This window comes from Streptomyces gossypii (assembly GCF_025165795.1).
GTDB classification, from domain to species: Bacteria; Actinomycetota; Actinomycetes; order Streptomycetales; family Streptomycetaceae; genus Streptomyces; species Streptomyces gossypii.
On the sequence record NZ_JAJAGO010000011.1, the window covers coordinates 107,769 to 125,732 of the forward strand.

General features: G+C 72.9%; 16 protein-coding genes. 8 read left to right on the forward strand and 8 right to left on the reverse strand.

The genetic code is table 11. The features are described 5' to 3' along the window. The first annotated feature begins 47 nt into the window (after positions 1-47). On the forward strand, positions 48-1,439 hold the full coding sequence (locus LHJ74_RS22970) for a lactonase family protein (RefSeq protein ID WP_260220055.1): 1,392 nt from the start codon (positions 48-50) through the stop codon (positions 1,437-1,439). Between the two features lie 117 nt (positions 1,440-1,556). Continuing rightward, entirely contained in the window at positions 1,557-1,820 is a 264-nt protein-coding gene (locus LHJ74_RS22975) for a hypothetical protein (protein WP_260220056.1), read from the forward strand. A gap of 62 nt (positions 1,821-1,882) precedes the next feature. Here the strand turns inward: LHJ74_RS22975 and LHJ74_RS22980 are convergent, their stop codons facing one another. Continuing rightward, entirely contained in the window at positions 1,883-2,839 is a 957-nt protein-coding gene (locus tag LHJ74_RS22980) for a DUF3027 domain-containing protein (RefSeq protein ID WP_260220057.1), read from the reverse strand. A gap of 555 nt (positions 2,840-3,394) precedes the next feature. Here LHJ74_RS22980 and LHJ74_RS22985 point away from each other — a divergent pair. Then, positions 3,395-4,744: an MFS transporter gene (locus LHJ74_RS22985; protein WP_375546821.1), complete on the forward strand. Its 1,350-nt coding sequence runs from the start codon at positions 3,395-3,397 to the stop codon at positions 4,742-4,744. Positions 4,745-4,944: 200 nt separating this feature from the next. On the opposite strand, the gene LHJ74_RS22990 is transcribed toward LHJ74_RS22985, so the two are convergent. Next, on the reverse strand, positions 4,945-5,268 hold the full coding sequence (locus LHJ74_RS22990) for a CYTH domain-containing protein (protein WP_260220059.1): 324 nt from the start codon (positions 5,266-5,268) through the stop codon (positions 4,945-4,947). 777 nt (positions 5,269-6,045) lie between these two features. Between LHJ74_RS22990 and LHJ74_RS22995 the strand changes: the two genes are divergently transcribed. The 3 genes from LHJ74_RS22995 (at position 6,046) to LHJ74_RS23005 (ending at position 8,559) form a co-directional block, all read left to right on the forward strand. Beyond that, on the forward strand, positions 6,046-6,705 hold the full coding sequence (locus LHJ74_RS22995) for a DUF2771 domain-containing protein (protein ID WP_260220061.1): 660 nt from the start codon (positions 6,046-6,048) through the stop codon (positions 6,703-6,705). 92 nt (positions 6,706-6,797) lie between these two features. Next, a complete protein-coding gene (locus LHJ74_RS23000; protein WP_260220269.1) occupies positions 6,798-7,604 on the forward strand; it encodes a futalosine hydrolase in 807 nt (268 codons plus the stop codon). A 7-nt stretch (positions 7,605-7,611) separates the two neighbouring features. Continuing rightward, positions 7,612-8,559: a 1,4-dihydroxy-6-naphtoate synthase gene (locus LHJ74_RS23005; protein WP_260220062.1), complete on the forward strand. Its 948-nt coding sequence runs from the start codon at positions 7,612-7,614 to the stop codon at positions 8,557-8,559. Positions 8,560-8,596: 37 nt separating this feature from the next. On the opposite strand, the gene LHJ74_RS34250 is transcribed toward LHJ74_RS23005, so the two are convergent. Next, the gene (locus LHJ74_RS34250; protein WP_311203337.1) at positions 8,597-8,980 is read right to left on the reverse strand and encodes a cold-shock protein; all 384 of its coding nucleotides are present in this window, start codon (positions 8,978-8,980) and stop codon (positions 8,597-8,599) included. 211 nt (positions 8,981-9,191) lie between these two features. On the opposite strand from LHJ74_RS34250, the gene LHJ74_RS23015 reads away from it, so the two are divergent. Beyond that, positions 9,192-9,446 carry a hypothetical protein gene (locus LHJ74_RS23015; RefSeq protein WP_260220063.1) on the forward strand — a complete coding sequence of 85 codons (255 nt, stop codon included), beginning with the start codon at positions 9,192-9,194 and terminating at the stop codon, positions 9,444-9,446. Between the two features lie 184 nt (positions 9,447-9,630). On the opposite strand, the gene LHJ74_RS23020 is transcribed toward LHJ74_RS23015, so the two are convergent. The 3 genes from LHJ74_RS23020 to LHJ74_RS23030 all read right to left on the reverse strand — a co-directional run bounded on the left by LHJ74_RS23020 (position 9,631) and on the right by LHJ74_RS23030 (position 12,002). Then, the gene (locus tag LHJ74_RS23020; protein WP_375546822.1) at positions 9,631-10,275 is read right to left on the reverse strand and encodes an HAD family hydrolase; all 645 of its coding nucleotides are present in this window, start codon (positions 10,273-10,275) and stop codon (positions 9,631-9,633) included. 209 nt (positions 10,276-10,484) lie between these two features. Beyond that, a complete protein-coding gene (locus LHJ74_RS23025) occupies positions 10,485-11,690 on the reverse strand; it encodes a hypothetical protein (RefSeq protein ID WP_260220065.1) in 1,206 nt (401 codons plus the stop codon). 78 nt (positions 11,691-11,768) lie between these two features. Continuing rightward, on the reverse strand, positions 11,769-12,002 hold the full coding sequence (locus tag LHJ74_RS23030; protein WP_511262223.1) for a YunG family protein: 234 nt from the start codon (positions 12,000-12,002) through the stop codon (positions 11,769-11,771). A 65-nt stretch (positions 12,003-12,067) separates the two neighbouring features. Here LHJ74_RS23030 and LHJ74_RS23035 point away from each other — a divergent pair, with 65 nt between their 5' ends. Beyond that, the gene (locus tag LHJ74_RS23035) at positions 12,068-14,755 is read left to right on the forward strand and encodes a helicase-associated domain-containing protein (RefSeq protein WP_260220067.1); all 2,688 of its coding nucleotides are present in this window, start codon (positions 12,068-12,070) and stop codon (positions 14,753-14,755) included. Between the two features lie 34 nt (positions 14,756-14,789). On the opposite strand, the gene LHJ74_RS23040 is transcribed toward LHJ74_RS23035, so the two are convergent. Then, the gene (locus LHJ74_RS23040; protein WP_260220068.1) at positions 14,790-17,180 is read right to left on the reverse strand and encodes an ABC transporter permease; all 2,391 of its coding nucleotides are present in this window, start codon (positions 17,178-17,180) and stop codon (positions 14,790-14,792) included. 4 nt (positions 17,181-17,184) lie between these two features. Then, a complete protein-coding gene (locus tag LHJ74_RS23045; RefSeq protein WP_260220069.1) occupies positions 17,185-17,955 on the reverse strand; it encodes an ABC transporter ATP-binding protein in 771 nt (256 codons plus the stop codon). Positions 17,956-17,964 lie beyond the last annotated feature (9 nt).

Genomic DNA, 17,964 nt, shown 5'->3' on the forward strand with positions numbered 1-17,964 from the left:
CCACGAACCGCCACGGCACCAGCCGACACGACCCAGAAGGAATCGCCATGGGCAACGTCATCCCGCAGGAGAGCGCCCCGCAGGGCGCGAACCCGGACACATCGCAGGACCCGACCGTGACTCCCGCAGGCAACGCGGGCACCACGGCGGGCACCACCGCGGGCCCGCAGGGCGGCACCCCGCCGGGCGGGGGCACCGACCCGACGCCCACCCCGCCCTCCACACCCACTCCCGGGTCCGGGTTCGTTTACGTGATGAGCAACCAGGAGACCGGCAACTCCGTGACGGTCTTCAACCGTTCGGTCTACGGTGACCTGACGCGTGGCGGCACATTCGTCACCGGCGGCCTCGGCGTGGGCAAGAGCTACGACCTGGAGGCCGCCTCGGACCCCATGGTCTCCCAGGGCTCCCTGATCGCCAGCCCCGACCAGCGCTTCCTGCTCGCCGTCGACGCCGGGAGCAACGAGGTCTCCTCGCTGGCGATCGAGGGCGACCAGCTGCGGCTGGTCACCCGTGTCCCCTCGGGAGGCGTCCGCCCGGTCAGCCTCACCGTCCACGGAGACCTGGTGTACGTGGTGAACGCCGGTGGGCTGCCGCCGAACACGCCGCCCAACCCGGACGCCGTCATCGCCGGATTCACCCTCGGCGAGGACGGCACGCTGACGCCGCTGGAGGGCTCGGTGAAGCCCCTGCTCGGCGGTCCCGCCGCGGGCCCCTCTCAGATCGCCTTCACTCCAGACGGCACCCAGCTCATCGTCACCGAACGGCAGACCAACATCATCGACGTCTTCCTGATCGACGGATGCGGCCTGCCGGGCGACCCGGTGCGCAACGAGTCCAACGGCCCCGCCCCCTTCACCGCCTCGTTCCAGGGGGAGGACGTGCTGCTGGTCACCGAGATCATCGGCGTCAACTTCACCTACGGCTCACTGTCCACCTACCGGCTCTCCCCGGACGGCAAGCTCACGGTCATCTCGGGCTCGGTGAACACCACGGAGCGGACCGCGTGTTGGACGGCGGACAGCGTCCTCGACCCCAGCATCACCTACATCGCGAACAACCAGAGCGGGACGGTCTCCGGCTGCCGCTTCGCCGAGGACGGATCGATCACCATGTTCCCGGAGGACGGCCATCTCGTCACCGCGCGGGACCAGCACGCAACCCAGGACATGGCCATCACCAATGACGGCCGGTTCCTCTACGTGCTGACCGCGGGCTACGACGAGAAGATCGTGGACCCCCGGCTCCCCACCTATGTGGAGGGTTCGCCGTACAGCAACAGGATGTCCATCAGCGCCTACCGGATCGAGGCCAACGGCTCCCTGACCGCGCTCACCGGCTACGCGGTCGCCGACGAGCCGCCCACGGTCGCGAGCGTGGGCCTGCTCGAGCTCCAGACCGGCATCGCGCCCGGCAGCGAAGGGCTCGTCGCGATCTGACGCTCTGACCCGCACGGGCAGCGCACCCGTCCGCCGGCCCCGGCCCTCACCGGGGCCGGCGGACGGGCCATCGTGCACCAGGTCGCAAGGAAGCGACACGAGGGAACGGAGGCGCCCATGACCGACTCCGAAAGGAACGATCCCGCCACTGTGGCGCTGGAGTTGGAACGGCTGCGCGGGACCGTCGAGGCGGGCTTCGCCCGCGTGGACGGCGGTCTCGCCCTGCTCGTACAGCGCAGCGATCAGAGCGACAAGCACCTCGACGAGCACGACACCCGCATCGGCTCGCTCGAACGCGCCCGGTGGCCGCTGGCGAGCCTCGCCGTACTGGCGGCGCTCTCGGGCGTGGTGGTCACAGTGTGGCAGCTGACCGGCCGCTGACCGGCCCGGCCCGCCCGAACAGGCGGACCGGGGCAGGGGCGGCCTGGTGCAGACGGCTCTGGTCAGCCCTCGTCGTCGGCACCGCTGCCGTCACCGTCGTCGCTGTCGTCGCTGTCGTCGCTGTGCAGCGACAGCGCGTCCGCGCGGGTCTCGTCGATGACCGGCGGTGGCGGCTGCGGCGGCTTCGGCATGACCGCGGCCTCCGAATGAGCCCCGCAGCCGTACGTCAGTGAGACCACCTGCCCGTCCGCCGGGCTGAACTCGTTGGCACAGACGCCGAACGCCTGGCGCAGCGACCCCGTCAGCGGGACAAGGAAGCCGCAGCTGACACAGGACGCCGGGGCGGCCTGGGCCATCGGGGTGTCCGGCCCGTGCGCCTCCTCCCAGCGGTCGGCGGCGCTGTGCAGGCCGTACCGGGACAGCACCCGCGCGCGGGCCATGCCCAGCTCCTCGGCGACCGCCTGGATGCTGCCGCGCTCCGGCGGCCGGGCCAGCGCGGCCGGCGAACCGGGCAGCAGGTCGGCGTCCTCGGCGTCGGCGAGGCCGGACGCCTCCGCCACCTGCTCGGCCTCCACCCCCGCCGCCATCTCGGGCTCGGCCATCGGGGAGTTGGGCGGTGGCCCGTCCGCGCCGGAGTAGCCGGGCTCCAGCCGGAGATCCTCGGCCTCGGAGGGCAGCAGATCGCCCGGGCCCAGGTCACCGGGCCGCAAACGCTCGCTCCAGGGCAGCCACTCGGGGGCGAGCAGCGAGTCGGGGCCGGGCAGCAGCACCGTCTCGTCCAAGGTCACGACCTTGGCACGGGAAGCCCGCGCCACGGTTGTCGCCCAGCGCCAGCCACGATAGCCGGGCTCGTGGCACTCGAACAGATGAGTGACCACTCGGTCGCCGTCCGCGACGGCCTCGATCCAGTCACCCACTCTGCCCGGCGCGGCCGTCGCCTGGGCCGCCTCCCGGGCCAGCTCGACGGCCTCGGCACACAGCCGGTCGGGCGTACGGCGGTTTCGCGTCGCGGCACTCATGCAGCACTCACAAGAATCGTCTCTCCTACGCCGTAGCGCCGTAATAGCCGTATCGACGTGCGCCTGCCGTACGACCGAGCCAGGGCGGGGGATGCGAACGGAGCGGAACCGTGGAACCGCTGCGACGTCCGTGCCCGCTCAAGGGCCGTGCGGAACGCACCGTCAATCAACGCTACCCCACCATTCACGGCTCGCCTCAGCGCGGTGGTGCTCTGAGGCGACGTTGAAGGCAAGCCGTTACCCCGCGGAGTTGCCCATGGCCGGTACCTGCGGGGGTACGGGCGGGGCGCGGCCCGGCGGGACACCTTCCCGAAACGGGTTCTCATACCGGCGGTGATGTGCCCCGTCTGGGGCACACTGAACGTCGTGGCTGCCGATGAGCCGTACCAGGAGACTCCGGACCGTACCGTCACGGAACCGGCGGAACCGAGCCGACCCGGCTTGGCGAAGAGTAATGACCGCCGCTCCGGACTCAAGCTGGAGCGCAAGAGCCGCAACGGCCGCGTCAAGAAGACCGGCAGGACCGACCCGAAGCCGGACCGCAGGGGCGCCAGCATCGACCGGACCCCGCCTCCCGCCCGCCCCGGCGGCCGGTTCCGCCGCACCGCGCGCGCCACCCGCCGCCCGCCCGCCGCCCTCGCCCGCCGCATCCGCCGGGCCACCCACGCGCAGGGCGCCGGTGAATCCGGACTCGGCAAGCTGATCGAACTGCACGCGGTCAACTCGGCGGGCGACATGCTGATCACCGTCGCCCTCGCCTCCACCGTCTTCTTCTCCGTGCCGACCGACGAGGCACGCGGCAGGGTCGCCCTCTACCTGCTGGTCACGATGGCGCCCTTCGCGCTGCTGGCCCCCGTCATCGGCCCGCTGCTGGACCGCATCCCGCACGGCCGCCGCGCGGCCATGGCCGGTGCCATGCTGGCCCGGGCGCTGCTGGCGCTGACCATGGCGGGTGCGGTCGCGACCGGCGGGCTGGAGCTGTATCCGGCCGCGCTGGGCGTCCTGGTCTCCTCCAAGGCGTACGGCGTGGTGCGCTCCGCCGTCGTGCCGCGGCTGCTGCCACCGCGTATCTCGCTGGTGAAGGCGAACTCGCGGGTCACCCTCTCCGGGCTCCTCGCGACGGGCGCGGCGGCACCCGTCGGCGCCGGGCTGCACCGTATCGGCCCGCACTGGCCGCTCTACGCCGCCTGCGCCGTCTTCGTCCTGGGGACGTTCCTCTCCTTCTCCCTCGACCACAAGGTCGACTCCTCGAAGGGCGAGCGCAAGGCCCGCCTCACCCCGGAGGGGCTGCGGCCACGGCACCCCGGGCTCCGTTCGGCGGGGTCGTCCGTACCCGCCGGGCTGGTCGCCAACTCCTCGGTCCGCGCCCTGTCCGGCTTCCTCACCTTCTTCCTCGCCTTCCTGCTCCGCGAACATCCGCTGTCCGGGCTGACCGCCGCCTTCTCGCTGGGTCTGGTGGCCGTCGCGGCGGGTGTGGGCAACGCGGTCGGCACCGCGATCGGCGCGTGGCTGCGCGAGCGCGCCCCGGAGGTGATCATCGCGACGGTGCTGGCCTGCGCGCTGGCCGCGACGCTCACGGCGACGCTGCTCTACAGCACGGCCTCCATCGCCGCGGTCGCCGCCACGGCGGGCATCGTGCAGGCACTCGGCAAGCTCTCGCTCGACGCACTCATCCAGCGCGACCTGCCGGAGGAGATCCGCACCTCGGCCTTCGCGCGCTCCGAGACGCTGATGCAGATGTCCTGGGTTGTCGGCGGCGCGATCGGCATCTCGCTGCCGCTCACCGGCACGGTCGGCATGGCGGTGGGTGCGGGCCTCATCGCCGTGGGGGCGCTCACCACCATGCGACGGCTGCTGTCCGCCGCGCGGCACAGCGGCTCGCCGCGCCGCGCGCGGGTCGCCTGACGGGCGCGGGTCGACCTGACGGGCGCCGCGCGCACTTCTGCCCGGCCCCAGGAGCACGGGCCGGGCAGAACGAGCGGAGCGGACGGAGCGGGCCGTACGGCGGAGGAGCCGGGTGCGGGGCAGCGCGGTGCGCGCCCGGCACGCACCCGGCTCAGCCGTCGGCGGACTCAGCCTGGAGCGGACTCAGCTGGTCAGCTGAATCAGCCGGCGACCTTCTCCGCGCACGCGGTGGCGTCCTTCTCCATCTCCTTGTTGTCCTTGTCCTTGGCCATCACGTCGTCGGCCTTCTTGTCGCCGTCCGTGAACGCCTGGAGGTCGTCCTTGTCGGCGTACTTGATCATGACGTCCGCCGTGCAGTCGACATAACTCTTCCGGGTCTTCTCCGGTACCTCCTTGAAGCCTGCTTCCTTCGCAAGCTCCTTATCCACAGCGGAGACCACGGCCTCCTTGCTGGGCCCGTCGCTGTCGCCACCACAGGCGGTGAGGCCGAAGCTCAGCGCCGCTGCGGCACCGACGGCACACATGAGGGTTTTCCTGGAGTATTTCTTCACGATTCTTTCGTCGCCTGTTTCTGCATACAACTGCATAGCTGATGAGGGTCGCCCTCGGCGGTATTTTCGGGAGAAACCCCCGCTGCACCGATGAAGAGGGATGCTCACCTTATACGACTGAGCCCCCGGCCCGCCATCGCCTAAACGGGAGAGAATCGGACACCAGGTTTAACCCGCCGTAAAAAGGAGCCTGCTCGCGGTCAGCACGGGCACGGTAACGGAATCCCGCGCCTGACGGACCGATCAATTCCCGTCGGCTCGCCTCCGCGTGCCGGCCGGTGACCGTGCCCGCACCGGCCCGGACGCCCCGCCTCGGCGGCCAAGAGCCATGACCCTGAGCGCCCACCGCGGCCCACGGCCCAGCCTGGGCACCACCCAGTCCGCACCGCCGCACCACACGGCGGAATCCGCGAACCACCGAAGTCACGGAAACCGCAGAACACTGCGGCAGGCCGTGGCAAGAATAGACCGTCGCCACCCGATCCGAGTAATTGTTCTGGAGAATTGTTGAACTTATCCACAGACTCCCCACAGATTTCACCGAAGTGCCGGATATGCCGCCTCATCGGCACAGCCACCCGATGCTCCGCCGGAAAGTGGTCCGCAGGACGGCTGCGGCCCGTACGCGCGGTGGAGATCCCCCGCATATCCGAGCGCGCCGGGGCGGTACGGGCTCCGTCGCCGGGCGGCGCGGCGGCGGCACGCTGAGCTGCGCGCGGCGGCAGAAAACCCGCAAGGTAGCCTGCCCGCATGACTAAGAAGCTGTTGCCTTACCCCGGTCGGGATCAGGGCGAAGGGTCTGGTGCCGTCGGGTCCGAAGCGGAGGAGGGAGTCGACGCGGCGCGTCGGCGACCGACGACAACGCGGGAGGCGGCGGTGCCCGGGCACTCGGCCCCCGACCGGAGCAAGGCAGCAGCTTCTCACGCGATCTCGCGGCGGGGCCTCCGCACCGCCACCGCCATCGGTGCCGTGACCCTGGGCCTCACCGCCCTCACCGCCTGCGAAAAGCCGACACCGCTGGCGACCGTGACGGTCGGCACCACCACGGTGACGACCGAGGCCGATTGCTACGAGGACGGCAAGGCACTCAAGGAGGCCGAAGCCAAGGAGTGCACGGACGAGGAGCCGGAAAAGTCGATCAATCTCGGCGAGGGCGACACGCTGCGCGTCGGCGTCGAGCCGGACATGGCCGAGACGGGCTGGATGGTCTTCAGCGACCGCGAGGCGCTCGTGCCGGAGTCGACGAAGAAGACCTACCACTCCTTCCCCGGTGACGCCCTCTTCCAGCAGCAGGACCCGAACACCGGCCAGCCGACGGCCCCGAAGAAGAGCGCCAAGATCAGCATCATCCTGACCGAGGACGGCGAGTTCAAGGGCGTCTGGTCCGTCACGGTCAAGCGCGACAGGTGAGCCCCACGGGCCCGAGCGCGGCCTCAGGGCCGACACCGGGCCCGCCGCAGCACCCACCGACGGACGCACCGGCGCACGCACCGGCGCGCGTACTGATCGTCACCGCCGTCGCGGCGGAACGCGACGCGGTGACGAGGGTCGCTCCGGCCGGGGCGCCCGGAGACGTGGTGCCCCTCCCGCTGCCCGGCAGCCAGGTGCTGCACCGCGTGCGCTACGCGAGCGCGCCTGGTGCTGCGAGTGCGACGGGTGCCGGAGACGTTCTCGCGGATGTGCTGGCCGCCGGGGTCGGTCCCGCCGCCGCGTCCTGCGGGGCCGCGACGGCGCTCACCGCCGCCGCGCTCGCGGGCGCCCCGTACGACCTGGTCGTCTCCGCCGGGATCGGCGGCGGCATCGTGCGGACCGAGGCCGCCGTCCCCAGCTCCGGCCCCGGCCCCGGCCCCGGCACGGTTGTCGTCGCGACGGCCGTCGTCGCCGCGGATCTCGGCGCGGAGGCCCCCGACGGCTTCCGACCGGTCACCGAACTGGGCTTCGGCACCGTGCGCCATCTGCCGCCGGAGGCGCTCGTACAGGCCGTGGCCATGGCCACCGGAGCCCTGACCGGCGAGGTGCTGACCGTCTCGACCGTTACCGGGACCGCCGAGCGCGCCGCCGAGCTGGCCGCGCGGCACCCCCGTGCGGCGGCCGAGGCGATGGAGGGCTTCGGTGTCGCGGAGGCCGCCGCCGCGCACGGCGTACCGGTGCTGGAGATCCGTGCGGTCTCCAACGCCGTGGGCCCGCGCGACCGGGCGGCATGGCGCATCCCCGAGGCGCTGCGCGCGCTCACCTCGGCGTTCGGGATGATGGTTCCCGCCCTCGGGAACCCTGCGAGCTGGAAGACGGTGCGAACAGAGGATGAGTGAGCAGAGCATGACCGAGCAGCCCCTGCGCCTCGCGTACTCTCCCTGCCCCAACGACACGTTCACCTTCCACGCCTGGGTGCACGGCCTGGTGCCGGACGCGCCGCCGGCCGAGGTCACCTTCGCGGACATCGACGTCACCAACGGGATCGCCGAACGAGCCGCGAACGGCACGTCGAGGCCCGGAGAGACGCTGGACGTCCTGAAGGTCTCGTACGCCGTGCTGCCCTGGGTCCTGGAGGAGTACGCGCTGCTGCCGTGCGGCGGGGCCCTCGGCCGGGGCTGCGGGCCTCTGGTGCTCACCCGTGAGGCACCGCCCGCCGGCGCGGGCACAGGCGCCGACACGGCCACGGCCACGGAGGCGGCCACGGAGGCGGGTGCCGCCGGTGCGAGCCTGCGGGGCAGGACCATCGCGGTGCCGAGCGAGCGCTCCACCGCCTATCTGCTGTTCCGCCTGTGGGCGGCCGCCGAAGTCCCCGGCGGGGTGGGCGAGATCGTCGTGCTGCCCTTCCACGAGATCATGCCCGCCGTGCGGGACGGCAAAGTGGACGCCGGGCTGGTCATCCACGAGGCGCGCTTCACCTACCAGGACTACGGACTGCACTGCCTGGCCGACATGGGCGAGCACTGGGAGGCCACGACGGGGCTGCCGATCCCGCTCGGAGCGATCATCGCCCGGCGCTCACTGGGCACTCCGGCGCTGCGCGCGATCGCCGCCGCCGCACGTACCTCGGTGCGGATGGCCTGGGACGACACGGAGGCGTCGCGTCCGTACGTGCTGGCGCACGCGCAGGAGATGGACCCGAAGGTGGCGGATCAGCACATCGGCCTGTACGTCAACGAGTTCACCGCCGACCTGGGCGAGAGCGGCTACGCGGCGGTGCGCGGACTGCTCACCAGGGCGGCGGCCGAGGGGCTCGTGCCGCCGCTGGGCCCGGACGCGCTGCGCTTCCCCTGAGAGGGCCGCGCGGCGCGCACCGCGCACCACCCCGTACCTACACGTCGAGCTGGTCGGCCACCGCCCGCAGCATGCCCGCGATCTTGTGGCCGTGCTGCTTGTCCGGATAGCGGCCGCGCTCCAGCGACTGGGACACGCCGTCCAGCAGGGTCGTCAGATCCTGGACGATCGATGCCAGCTCGTCAGGTTTGCGGCGCTGCGCCGCCGCCACGGACGGGGTCGGGTCGAGAAGGCTGACAGAAAGCGCCTGGTCCCCCCGCTGGCCCGCCACCACGCCGAACTCGACGCGCTGGCCCGGCTTCAACGCGTCGACGCCATCCGGAAGAACCGACGAGTGCACGAAAACGTCGCCGCCGTCGTCGCGGGAGAGAAAGCCGAAGCCCTTCTCGCTGTTGAACCATTTGACCTTGCCGGTAGGCACGTCTGTCCTCGTCCTTATACTCATCCGGGCAGCAAGCTGCACGCTGAAACTGACTGAAAGATGGCTGAAAACCGATAATGAAATGAGTGCTGAAAAGCAGTCGAGCAGGCCGTCGGTTCCACCCTCACCAAGGCTAATGGTCAGGGGCTCGGTGACAAGATGCCCCCGGGCGGTTCCTCCGTGTACTTGCCCACCGATCTACCCTGACGGGGTGAACACTGAAACTCAACGGGCCGGGGATCTGCTGGTGCGGACCGGCGGCATCATCTTCCTGCTCGGCGCCATCGCCACGCTCATCACGGTCGCACCGCTATTCCTCGGCACCGAACCCTTCCCCGCCCCCGCGTACTTCCTGTGCATGCTGATGGGCGTCGGCTTCGCACTCGCAGCGGGCGGACTGCTGCGTTCCGCTTCGGCGGAACGGCGCGCGGCGCGGGCCTCCGGCCACGGGGCCGCACAGCCCTGAGGGCTGTCCCGTAGTCCCTGGTGGATCAGCGCGCGGCGTCAGATGCGGTGCTCCGCAAGGCGGAGGGGCGTCCTCATACCGGGCGTATCCGGGCGTTCCGACAACGCAGCGAGGTGCCGTAGCTGTCACCGTGCGCCCGCCAGGGATTACGGGACAGCCCTCAGACGCCGGTGCGGGGCTGACGTCAGTGCGGGCTGCTGCCCGCCTCCGGGCAGGCCGCCAGCCAGGCCGGGAAGTCCGCCAGTCCGCCCATGAGCACCACGTCCGCCCCGGCCGCCCGCAACTCCTCCGCATCGCACGGCCCGGTCGGCACGGCGACCGACAGCACACCCGCCTTACGGGCACCCCGCACGTCGCCGGTGTGGTCTCCGACATACGCCGCCGCCCCGTGCGTACGCAGCGCCTCCGCCTTGGCCTCCGCCCACAGTCCGCCGACCAGGACGTCCGGCTCCAGGCCCAGGTGCTTCAGGTGCAGCTCGGCGCTCGGCGTGTACTTGGCGGTGACGACGACGGCCCGGCCGCCCCCGGCCCGTACGGCGCGGAACGCCTCGTGCGCGCCGGGCATCGCCGGCGAGGGAGCGATTGCCGTCGACGGATAGAGCTCGCGATAGCGAACGGCCAGTTCCGGTATCCGCTCCGCCGGGAACCACCTCGCCAGCTCGACCTCCAACGGCGGCCCCAGCCGCGTGACAGCCAGCTCGGCATCGACGAACACGCCGGTCTCCCGCGACAGCGCCTCGTACGTCGTCCGAATACCCGGCCGTGAGTCGACCAAGGTCATGTCGAGGTCGAATCCGACCGTCATCCCATCCGAAGCCATGCCGAGCATTCTGCCTTGTGCCACCCCGCACACTTAGGCCAGCCTTACCTGGACCGGATCGAGGAGGGCACCTCAGCCCCTTGTCAGCACCGAGACCCACGCGGCCGGGCTGCCCCGTACGAGGTGCCAACACTCCCCCGCGCTGCCGCTGAGCGCTCCGTATCGGCGCCCTGGCCCGGACCCCCTGCCCCGCATACGCCGCAGCGGCCTACGGCGCGTCAGCCCTTGCCCGGCCGTCGCCTCGCGCGCCACAGCAGAAACAGCGCGCTGGCGACGGCCGCGGCACGCAGCACCACCGGCCAGGTGTCGGTCATCGCCTGCCGCAGCGCCTCCCCGCCCTCCTCGATCGGCGCACCCCAGCGCCCGCCCTCACGCCCCCATAGCCAGGTCGCCCCGGCGCCCAGGGCCAGCGCGGGCATGCCGAAAGCGGCCCACTTCGCCTCGTTGCGGCTCAGCTTCGGCGACCAGTAGGCCGCCAGCCAGCCGAGCGCGAGCGGCACCAGCGAGCCCATGAACGCACCCGCGACCAGCAGCCCGCAGGCCAGCAGTTCGACGATCCCGCCCGCGGCCGGCCCGCTCTCGGCCGCTCCCCCCCGCCCGCCGAGCACCCGCCCGAGCAGCCCTTTCCCGCCGCCCCCGCCCTTCTTCCCGGTCGCTTCCCCGGACACCGCGTCGGCGCCTTCGCCCGCAGCCGCAGCCGCCGCTGCCTCCGCCCGTGCCTCCGCATCCGCTTCCGCTTGGCGCTGCTGCGGGGTCTTGAACAGCTCGTCCATCTCGATGCCGCCGACGAACCCGGGCATCAGATCTTCCCCGGGCCGCCGCCCGCCACGACGCTCGCCGCCGCCGCCGAACGAGCCGGGGTCTCCGCCGTACGGCCCCGGGTCGACGCGCCACCAGTCCGGATCGCTCTCCTGCGGGCCCAGCTCGTCCATCCCGGCCAGATGCGGCGGCGAGGCGCCGTAGGCGGCCGTAGGAGGTGGCGGCCCCTCGGGCGGCGGCTCCGGCTCCTTGCGCAACTGCTGGGGCAGGCGGGGCAGTTTCGGCAGCCGCGGCCTGGCCTTGGGCGGATCCGCACCGTACGCCGGCCTGCCCGCCGAGCCGCCCGCCGAGCCGCCCGCCGCGGCCTCCCCCACCGAGCCGCCCGCCGCCGCGCCGCTGTCGTCCTCCGTCGCACGGGGCCGGGGAAGCGGCGTCCCGCCGTTGGCCGCGGCGACCACCTCCTCCGGCTCGCCGAGCCGGGAGAGGATCTTCCGCACGGCGATCTTGGTCTGGGCCCCGCCCTCCGCGAGCCGCATCCGGTCGATCTCGCCACGCAGCCCGCTCACCAGCCGAGCCCGCTCCGCAGCGGTCATCGCCGTACCGTGCGCCAGGTCTCCGACCCGGCTCAGGTAGTCGAATACCAGCTGCTCGCTCTCGATCCCCACCAATTCCCCAACGCCTGTCCCCGCTTGACCCGTCCCCAGACGTTACCGCGCACAGGCCCGGCTTCGGCCTGTCGACGCCTATTTCGCCGCCGGGAGCGGACCGAGAAGTGCGGCGAGCCGGGCGCGCAGCGCCTCGTACTCCCTGCGGCGGTCGTGCACGAAAAGCGCCGTTATGTCGCAGTGCCCCCAGGACGGGCTGCCATGGTGCCAGCTCTCGCGGGCCGCGTCGTCGGGGGAGCAGGTGTCGGCGGACCAGCTCGCACGCAGAGCCAGGTCGATTTCGTGCAGGGTCCAGGGAGCCATGCTTCGCATGGTGGCACCGGGCACTGACAACGACCGCGGGACCGAGGGTGGCAGACGGCGCTAACGTTGTACGGATGAGGAACGAGCAGCAGCAGCCCGGCGGCGGACCCCGAACGCTCGCGGACGATCTCCGGGCCCGTGCCGACAGTGGCCTGGCCACGCTGCTGTCCACCCGCCCCGACCTGCTGTCGCCGGTGCCGAAGGACTTGACCCAGCTGGCCACCCGGGCGGGCACCCGTGCCTCGGTCGTGCGGGCGGTCGAACGCCTGGACCGGTTCGCTCTGCAGGTGGCGGAGGCACTGGCGGTCTCGGCCGACCCGTGTCCGTACGAGGCGCTGCGCGCCCTGCTGACCGGTGACGACCCCGGCCCCGAGGACGCCGCCGCCGTCGGCGCTCAACTGCCGGTGGCGCTCGGCACGCTCCGCGACCGAGCCCTGCTGTGGGGTGCTGACGACCGGCTGCACCTGGTGCGTACGGCCCGCGAGGTACTCGCCCCCGCCGGTACCGGCGTGTCCCCGACCGGCCTGGGGCCCTCCCTGACGGAGGCCGCGGCGGGCATCTCGCCGGGGCGGATGCAGGAGATCCTGGCCGCCGCGGGGCTGCCGCCGACACACGATCCGGTCAGCGCGCTGGCGTCGCTCGCCGCGCTCTTCGCCGACCCCGACCGCACGGCCGCGGTGCTCCGCACCGCGCCGCAGGAGAGCCTCGCGGTGCTCGGCAAGCTGGTGTGGGGCCCGCCGTACGGCACCGCCGACCACCGCACCCCCTCCGCAGCGCTGCGCTGGCTGCTGGAGCACGGGCTGCTGCTGCCCGCGGGCGAACGTACGGTCGTGCTGCCCCGCGAAGCCGCGCTCCGGCTGCGCGGCGGCCGGGCGCACCGCCTGCTGGAGCCGCTGCCCCCGGCGGTGCGGGCGGCGCGCGCCCATCCGGTGCGGACGGTGGACACCACCGCCGCCGGGCAGGCGTTCACCGCGCTGGGCACGGTGGAGGAGCTGCTCGCCGGATGGGAGACCGAGCCACCGTCGGTGCTGCGCGCGGGCGGTCTCGGCGTCCGTGATCTCAAGCGTGCCGCCGTCGCCCTCGACCTGCCCGAGTCCACAACGGCGTTCTGGGCCGACCTTGCCTACAGCGCGGGCCTGGTGGCCTCCGACGGTGAGGCGGACGAGACCTACGCGCCGACGCCCGCGTACGACGACTGGCTGCGCGATCCGCCGCAGGTCCGCTGGACCAGGCTGGTCACGGCCTGGCTGTCGGCGAGCCGGGTCGCCGGGCTGGCTGGCGGACGGGACGCCAAGGGCCGCAACCTTGCCGCGCTGGGGCCCGGCCTCGACCGCGGCCTCGCCCCGGACGTGCGCCACCGCGTGCTGGCCCTGCTTGCCGGACTCGCGCCGGGCGAGGCGGCGGAGCCGCAGGACGTACTGGACCGGCTCACCTGGGAACGGCCGCTACGGGGCGCGGCACCCGCCGACGGGGGTACGGACGGCGGCGGCGGGTACGGAGGGGCCTCCGGAGGTGCCCACGGAGGCGCGGCCGGCGAGCCGTTCCGGACCCGGCTGGCGCGGTGGACACTCACCGAGACGGAACTGCTCGGCGTGACGGGCCGCGGTGCGCTGGCGGGCTACGCCCGCGAGCTGATCCCCGCGCACGCCCCCGCACCGGCCGGTGCCGGCGCACCGGCGGGCCGGGCCGCCTGGGTGGAACCCAGGCCGTGGGGGCGGGCGTTCACTCAGCACGAGTTGGGCGCCGCCGCCCAGCGCGCGGCGCGCGCCCTCGCGCCGCTGCTGCCCGAGCCGCTGGACCATGTGCTGTTGCAGGCCGACCTGACGGCCGTCGCCCCCGGGCCGCTGGAGCGGCCGTTGGCGGCGGCGCTGGATCTGCTGGCGGACGTCGAGTCCAAGGGCGGTGCGACGGTCTACCGCTTCACCCCCGGCTCCGTCCGCCGTGCGCTCGACGCGGGCCGTACCGCCGCTGACGTGCACGCCTTCCTGGCGGCCCACTCCCGTACGCCCGTGCCGCAGCCGCTTTCCTATCTGATCGACGACGTGGCGCGGCGGCACGGCAGGCTCCGGGTCGGCGCCGCCTCCTCGTATGTGCGCTGCGATGACGACGCGTTGCTCGCGGAGATCCTCGCCGACCGCCGTTCCGCGCCGCTGCGGCCCCGGCTGCTCGCGCCCACCGTGCTGGCCTCGCCCGTGCCGCCGGACCAACTCCTGGCCCGGCTGCGGGAGATGGGTTACGCGCCCGCCGCCGAGTCCGCCGAGGGCGACGTGCTGATCAGCCGCGCGGGTACCTACCGTGCCCCGCACCGGCGGCCACCCGAGCCGCTGCCGGACGGGCCGCCGGTGCCGGACACGCCTCTGCTGACCGCCGCCGTACGGGCGATCCGAGCCGGTGATCATGCGGCGACCGCCGCGCACAAGCCCGGCACGGACCGTCCGTACGGGGAGGGCAGCGGCCCGGCCGGAGGCGGCAGGGGCAGCCGTGGTGGCGGCAGGCTCAAGGCTCCGGCCGCCCGTACGCCCGGCGGCGAACCGCCGCGGACCGATCTGCCGGACACGCTGGCCACCATGCAGTCGGCGGTGCTGAGCGGCTCCGAACTGTGGATCGGCTATGTCAACGCGGACGGCGCGGCCAGCCAGCGGGTGATCGCACCGGTGCGGGTGGAGGGCGGTTTCGTCACGGCCTACGACCACACCGCCGAGGAGGTGCGGACGTATCCGCTGCACCGCATCACGGGTGTGGCTGAACTCGCCGACGAATAGCGAAGGCTGGCAGGCCGGCAAACCCCATCGGGCCCTATCCCGCCCGCTCCCGCACCACACGGGCGACGTCCAGCCGCCGCACCATCCGTACGGCCGGGATCTGGGAGAGCAGCGAGGCCGCCAGCACCGCCAGGGTCGCGGCCGTGAGCACCGGCCAGCCGAGCGACAGGTCGAGGGTGAACATGTCGGTGTCGAACGCACGCAGCGACTCGTATGCGGTGAGGGCGCCCAGCGCCAGTCCGAGGGGCACCGCGAGGAGCGTCGCCGTGAGGTTCTCCATGGCCAGCATCCCGGCGATGCGCCGCAGCGGCACACCGGCAGCCCGCAGCGTGGCCAACTCGGCGCCGCGTTCGGCCACGTTGACGGTCATGGTCACGTAGATGACGGTCAGCGCGAGCGCCCCGCCGAGCACCAGCATCACCCCGGCGAAGACCCAGAACAGGCCGAGGAACGCGTCGAGCTGACCGCGCAGTGCCTGTTCGTCCGTGTAGGCGACGACGCCTTCGAGACCGGTCACCGCGGAGCGGACCGCTTCCCGGTCCTCGGTGTCCGCGGCACCTTCCAGGCGCAGTTGGTAGGTGTTGCCGTCGAGGCCGGTCATCTCCCGCACCGTGCCGCGCGAGCCGTAGAGCGCGGTGCCGAGCGGCTCGTCCACCAGCCCGGCCAGCCGCACCTCGCGCTTCTCGCCCCCGTGCGTGTGCACCGTGAGGGAGTCGCCGACGGCGACGTCCAGCCGGTCGGTGAGCGCCTGCCCCGCCAGGACGCCGTCGTCCGGCAGAGTCCTGCTCCCGCCGTCCTCCGTGCGGAAGCCGTGCATACGGGTGTCGGTGCGGAAGCCCGAGAGCGAGGTGGCGTACGAGGCGCCGGCTGCCGTCACCGTCGCCGGGACCTCGGTGACACGTTCGACCTCCGCCACTTCCGGCACGGCGCGCAACCGCTGCTCCAGGTCGCGGGCGTGCGGGTCGGCCGTGACGGTGGCGTCCTGCCGCTGGACCTGGCCGAACTGCGTGTCCACCAGCGCCGTCATGCTGGTGATCATCCCGACCGAGGCCAGCACCAGGACGAGCGCGAGCACCGTGCCCGTCATGGTGGCAAGCGTGCGCCGTCTGCTGCGGGTCAGCTCGCGCAGCGCCATCCGTACGGTGACCGGGAGCCGCCGGGCGCGGGCCAGCGCGCGGCTCCAGCGCCCGGGTGACGGCAGCGCGCCGACGTCCCCGCGCATCGCCTCGGCGGGTGCCGCCCTGGAGGCGGCCAGCGCGGGGGCGAGGCCGCCCGCCAGACCGACGAGGAGCCCGAAGAGCAGTCCGGTCAGGGCGACGGCGGGGCGGTGTCCGACGACGGTGTCCGGTATGTGGAGCTGGTCGGTGTAGACGCGGGTGACGGCGGAGGTGGCGACCGTGCCCAGCGCCACCCCCAGCACGGCCCCCGCCCCGCCTGCCAGCGCGCCGTGCCCCAGATAGTGGCGCACGACCGCGCCACGCGGCGCGCCCGCGGCCAGGAAGGTGGCGATCACCTTGCGTTCGGCGAGCACCAGCCGGGTGATCAGTACGTAGGCGGCTATCGCGGCGGCGGAGAGGAAGAGGACGGGGAAGCCGAGTGCGAGCTGCTCGAAACCCTTGAGATCCTCGATGAGCACGGAGTGGGAGGGCTGGTCCGCGCGCCGCACGACGTCCACCGCGCCCGCCTCCCGCAGCTTCGCGGTCACCTCGGCGGCCGTACCGTCGCCCGCGCCGTCGGCGAGCCGCACGAGGGTCTGGCCGCCGCCGTCCGGCCCGGCGAGCTGCCGGGCGGTCGCCCCGGTGGCGAACACGACAGCGAACGAGTGCGGATCGCCGAGCACCTCCTGCCTGCTGCGGGCGGGCCACAGGTATTCGGCCGAGGTGACCACGCCGCGTACGGTGACCGGCTGCCAGCCGGAGCCGTCGAAGACCTGCATCGTGTCGCCCGGCGACAGGCCGAAGGTGTCGGCCGCGTGGCGCTCGATCAGCACACCGGAACCGTCTGCTGGGTCGCGCGAGTCTCCCTCGGCGATGCCCGTGCCGTCGGTGAGGCCCGTGCCCTCGGTCACCTCGACCCGGTTGACCTCCGGTCGGCCCTCGCCGGGCAGCCCCACCACCCGCCCGACCAGCTTGTCGCCGCCGATCCGCATCGGCAGATCCGCCTGGGTGCGCGTGGTGACATCGGCCACTCCCGGTGCCTCCTCGACGGCCGCCGCGACCTTCGCGGGGTCGCCGCCGGTGGCCGACAGGTCGGCGAAGTGCAGGCGCGAGTAGGTGCGTTCGTAGGAGTCCGAGAGGTTGCGGTAGGCGTCGTAACTGGCGACGAAGAGGAGCACGCCGACCATCACGGTCATCGCGACCGCCGCGAACTGGGGCAAGCGGCGGCGCAGGTCCCGCCGGGTCTTGGTGAGCATCACGCGGTTCACGGCGTCACCAGCTCACGGTGTCGGCATCGGCCGGTGCCGCGTTCCGCCGTACGGTCTCGACGCGTCCGTCGCGCATCGTCACCACGAGGTGGGCGAGGGCGGCGACGGAGGCGTTGTGCGTGACCATCAGCACGCCGCGCCCCTGCCGGTTCGTCTCCTGGAGCAGGGCCAGCACAGAGGTGCCGGTGGCCACGTCCAGCGCGCCGGTCGGTTCGTCCGCCAGCAGCAGATCCGGATCGGTGGCCAACGCGCGGGCGAGCGAGACTCGTTGCTGCTGACCACCGGAGAGCTGTGCGGGGAAGTGGTCCATACGGTCGCTCAGGCCGACCGCGCCCAGCAGGCCGGGGGCACCGCTGCGGTCACCGCGCCCGGTCAGCTCCATCATCGCCTCGATGTTCTCGCGGGCGGTGAGGGTGGGCACCAGGTTGAAGAACTGGAAGACGAAGCCGACCCGTTCACGGCGGAAGGCCACCAGGTCCTTCGGCGGACGACCCGTCAGCTCCGTACCGGCCACGCTGATCTCACCGGTGTCGGCCGGCTCGATGCCGCCGATCACGTTGAGCAGTGTCGTCTTGCCCGAACCGCTGGGCCCGAGCACGACGACCAGTTCACCGGGCTCGATGTCCAGATCAACGCCGTCCAGGGCGCGCAGGGCGGTCTCGCCCGAGCCGTACGTCTTGGTGACCCCGCGCAGCCGTACGCCGCCGCGGGGCGGGGCGTGCGTCTGTGCGCCTGCCGCTGCCGCTGTCTTCGCCGCTGCTTCCGTGTCCGCCATGCCTGAACC

What these genes read in the sequence shown, in the direction of transcription:
- LHJ74_RS22970 (WP_260220055.1), top strand. Translation starts at nt 48, where the DNA reads ATGGGCAACGTCATCCCGCAGGAGAGCGCCCCGCAGGGCGCGAACCCG.
- LHJ74_RS22975 (WP_260220056.1), top strand. Translation starts at nt 1,557, where the DNA reads ATGACCGACTCCGAAAGGAACGATCCCGCCACTGTGGCGCTGGAGTTG.
- LHJ74_RS22980 (WP_260220057.1), bottom strand. Translation starts at nt 2,839, where the DNA reads ATGAGTGCCGCGACGCGAAACCGCCGTACGCCCGACCGGCTGTGTGCC.
- LHJ74_RS22990 (WP_260220059.1), bottom strand. Translation starts at nt 5,268, where the DNA reads ATGTGTGCCGTCGGTGCCGCAGCGGCGCTGAGCTTCGGCCTCACCGCC.
- LHJ74_RS22995 (WP_260220061.1), top strand. Translation starts at nt 6,046, where the DNA reads ATGACTAAGAAGCTGTTGCCTTACCCCGGTCGGGATCAGGGCGAAGGG.
- LHJ74_RS23005 (WP_260220062.1), top strand. Translation starts at nt 7,612, where the DNA reads ATGACCGAGCAGCCCCTGCGCCTCGCGTACTCTCCCTGCCCCAACGAC.
- LHJ74_RS23020 (WP_375546822.1), bottom strand. Translation starts at nt 10,275, where the DNA reads ATGCTCGGCATGGCTTCGGATGGGATGACGGTCGGATTCGACCTCGAC.
- LHJ74_RS23030 (WP_511262223.1), bottom strand. Translation starts at nt 12,002, where the DNA reads ATGCGAAGCATGGCTCCCTGGACCCTGCACGAAATCGACCTGGCTCTG.
- LHJ74_RS23035 (WP_260220067.1), top strand. Translation starts at nt 12,068, where the DNA reads ATGAGGAACGAGCAGCAGCAGCCCGGCGGCGGACCCCGAACGCTCGCG.
- LHJ74_RS23045 (WP_260220069.1), bottom strand. Translation starts at nt 17,955, where the DNA reads ATGGCGGACACGGAAGCAGCGGCGAAGACAGCGGCAGCGGCAGGCGCA.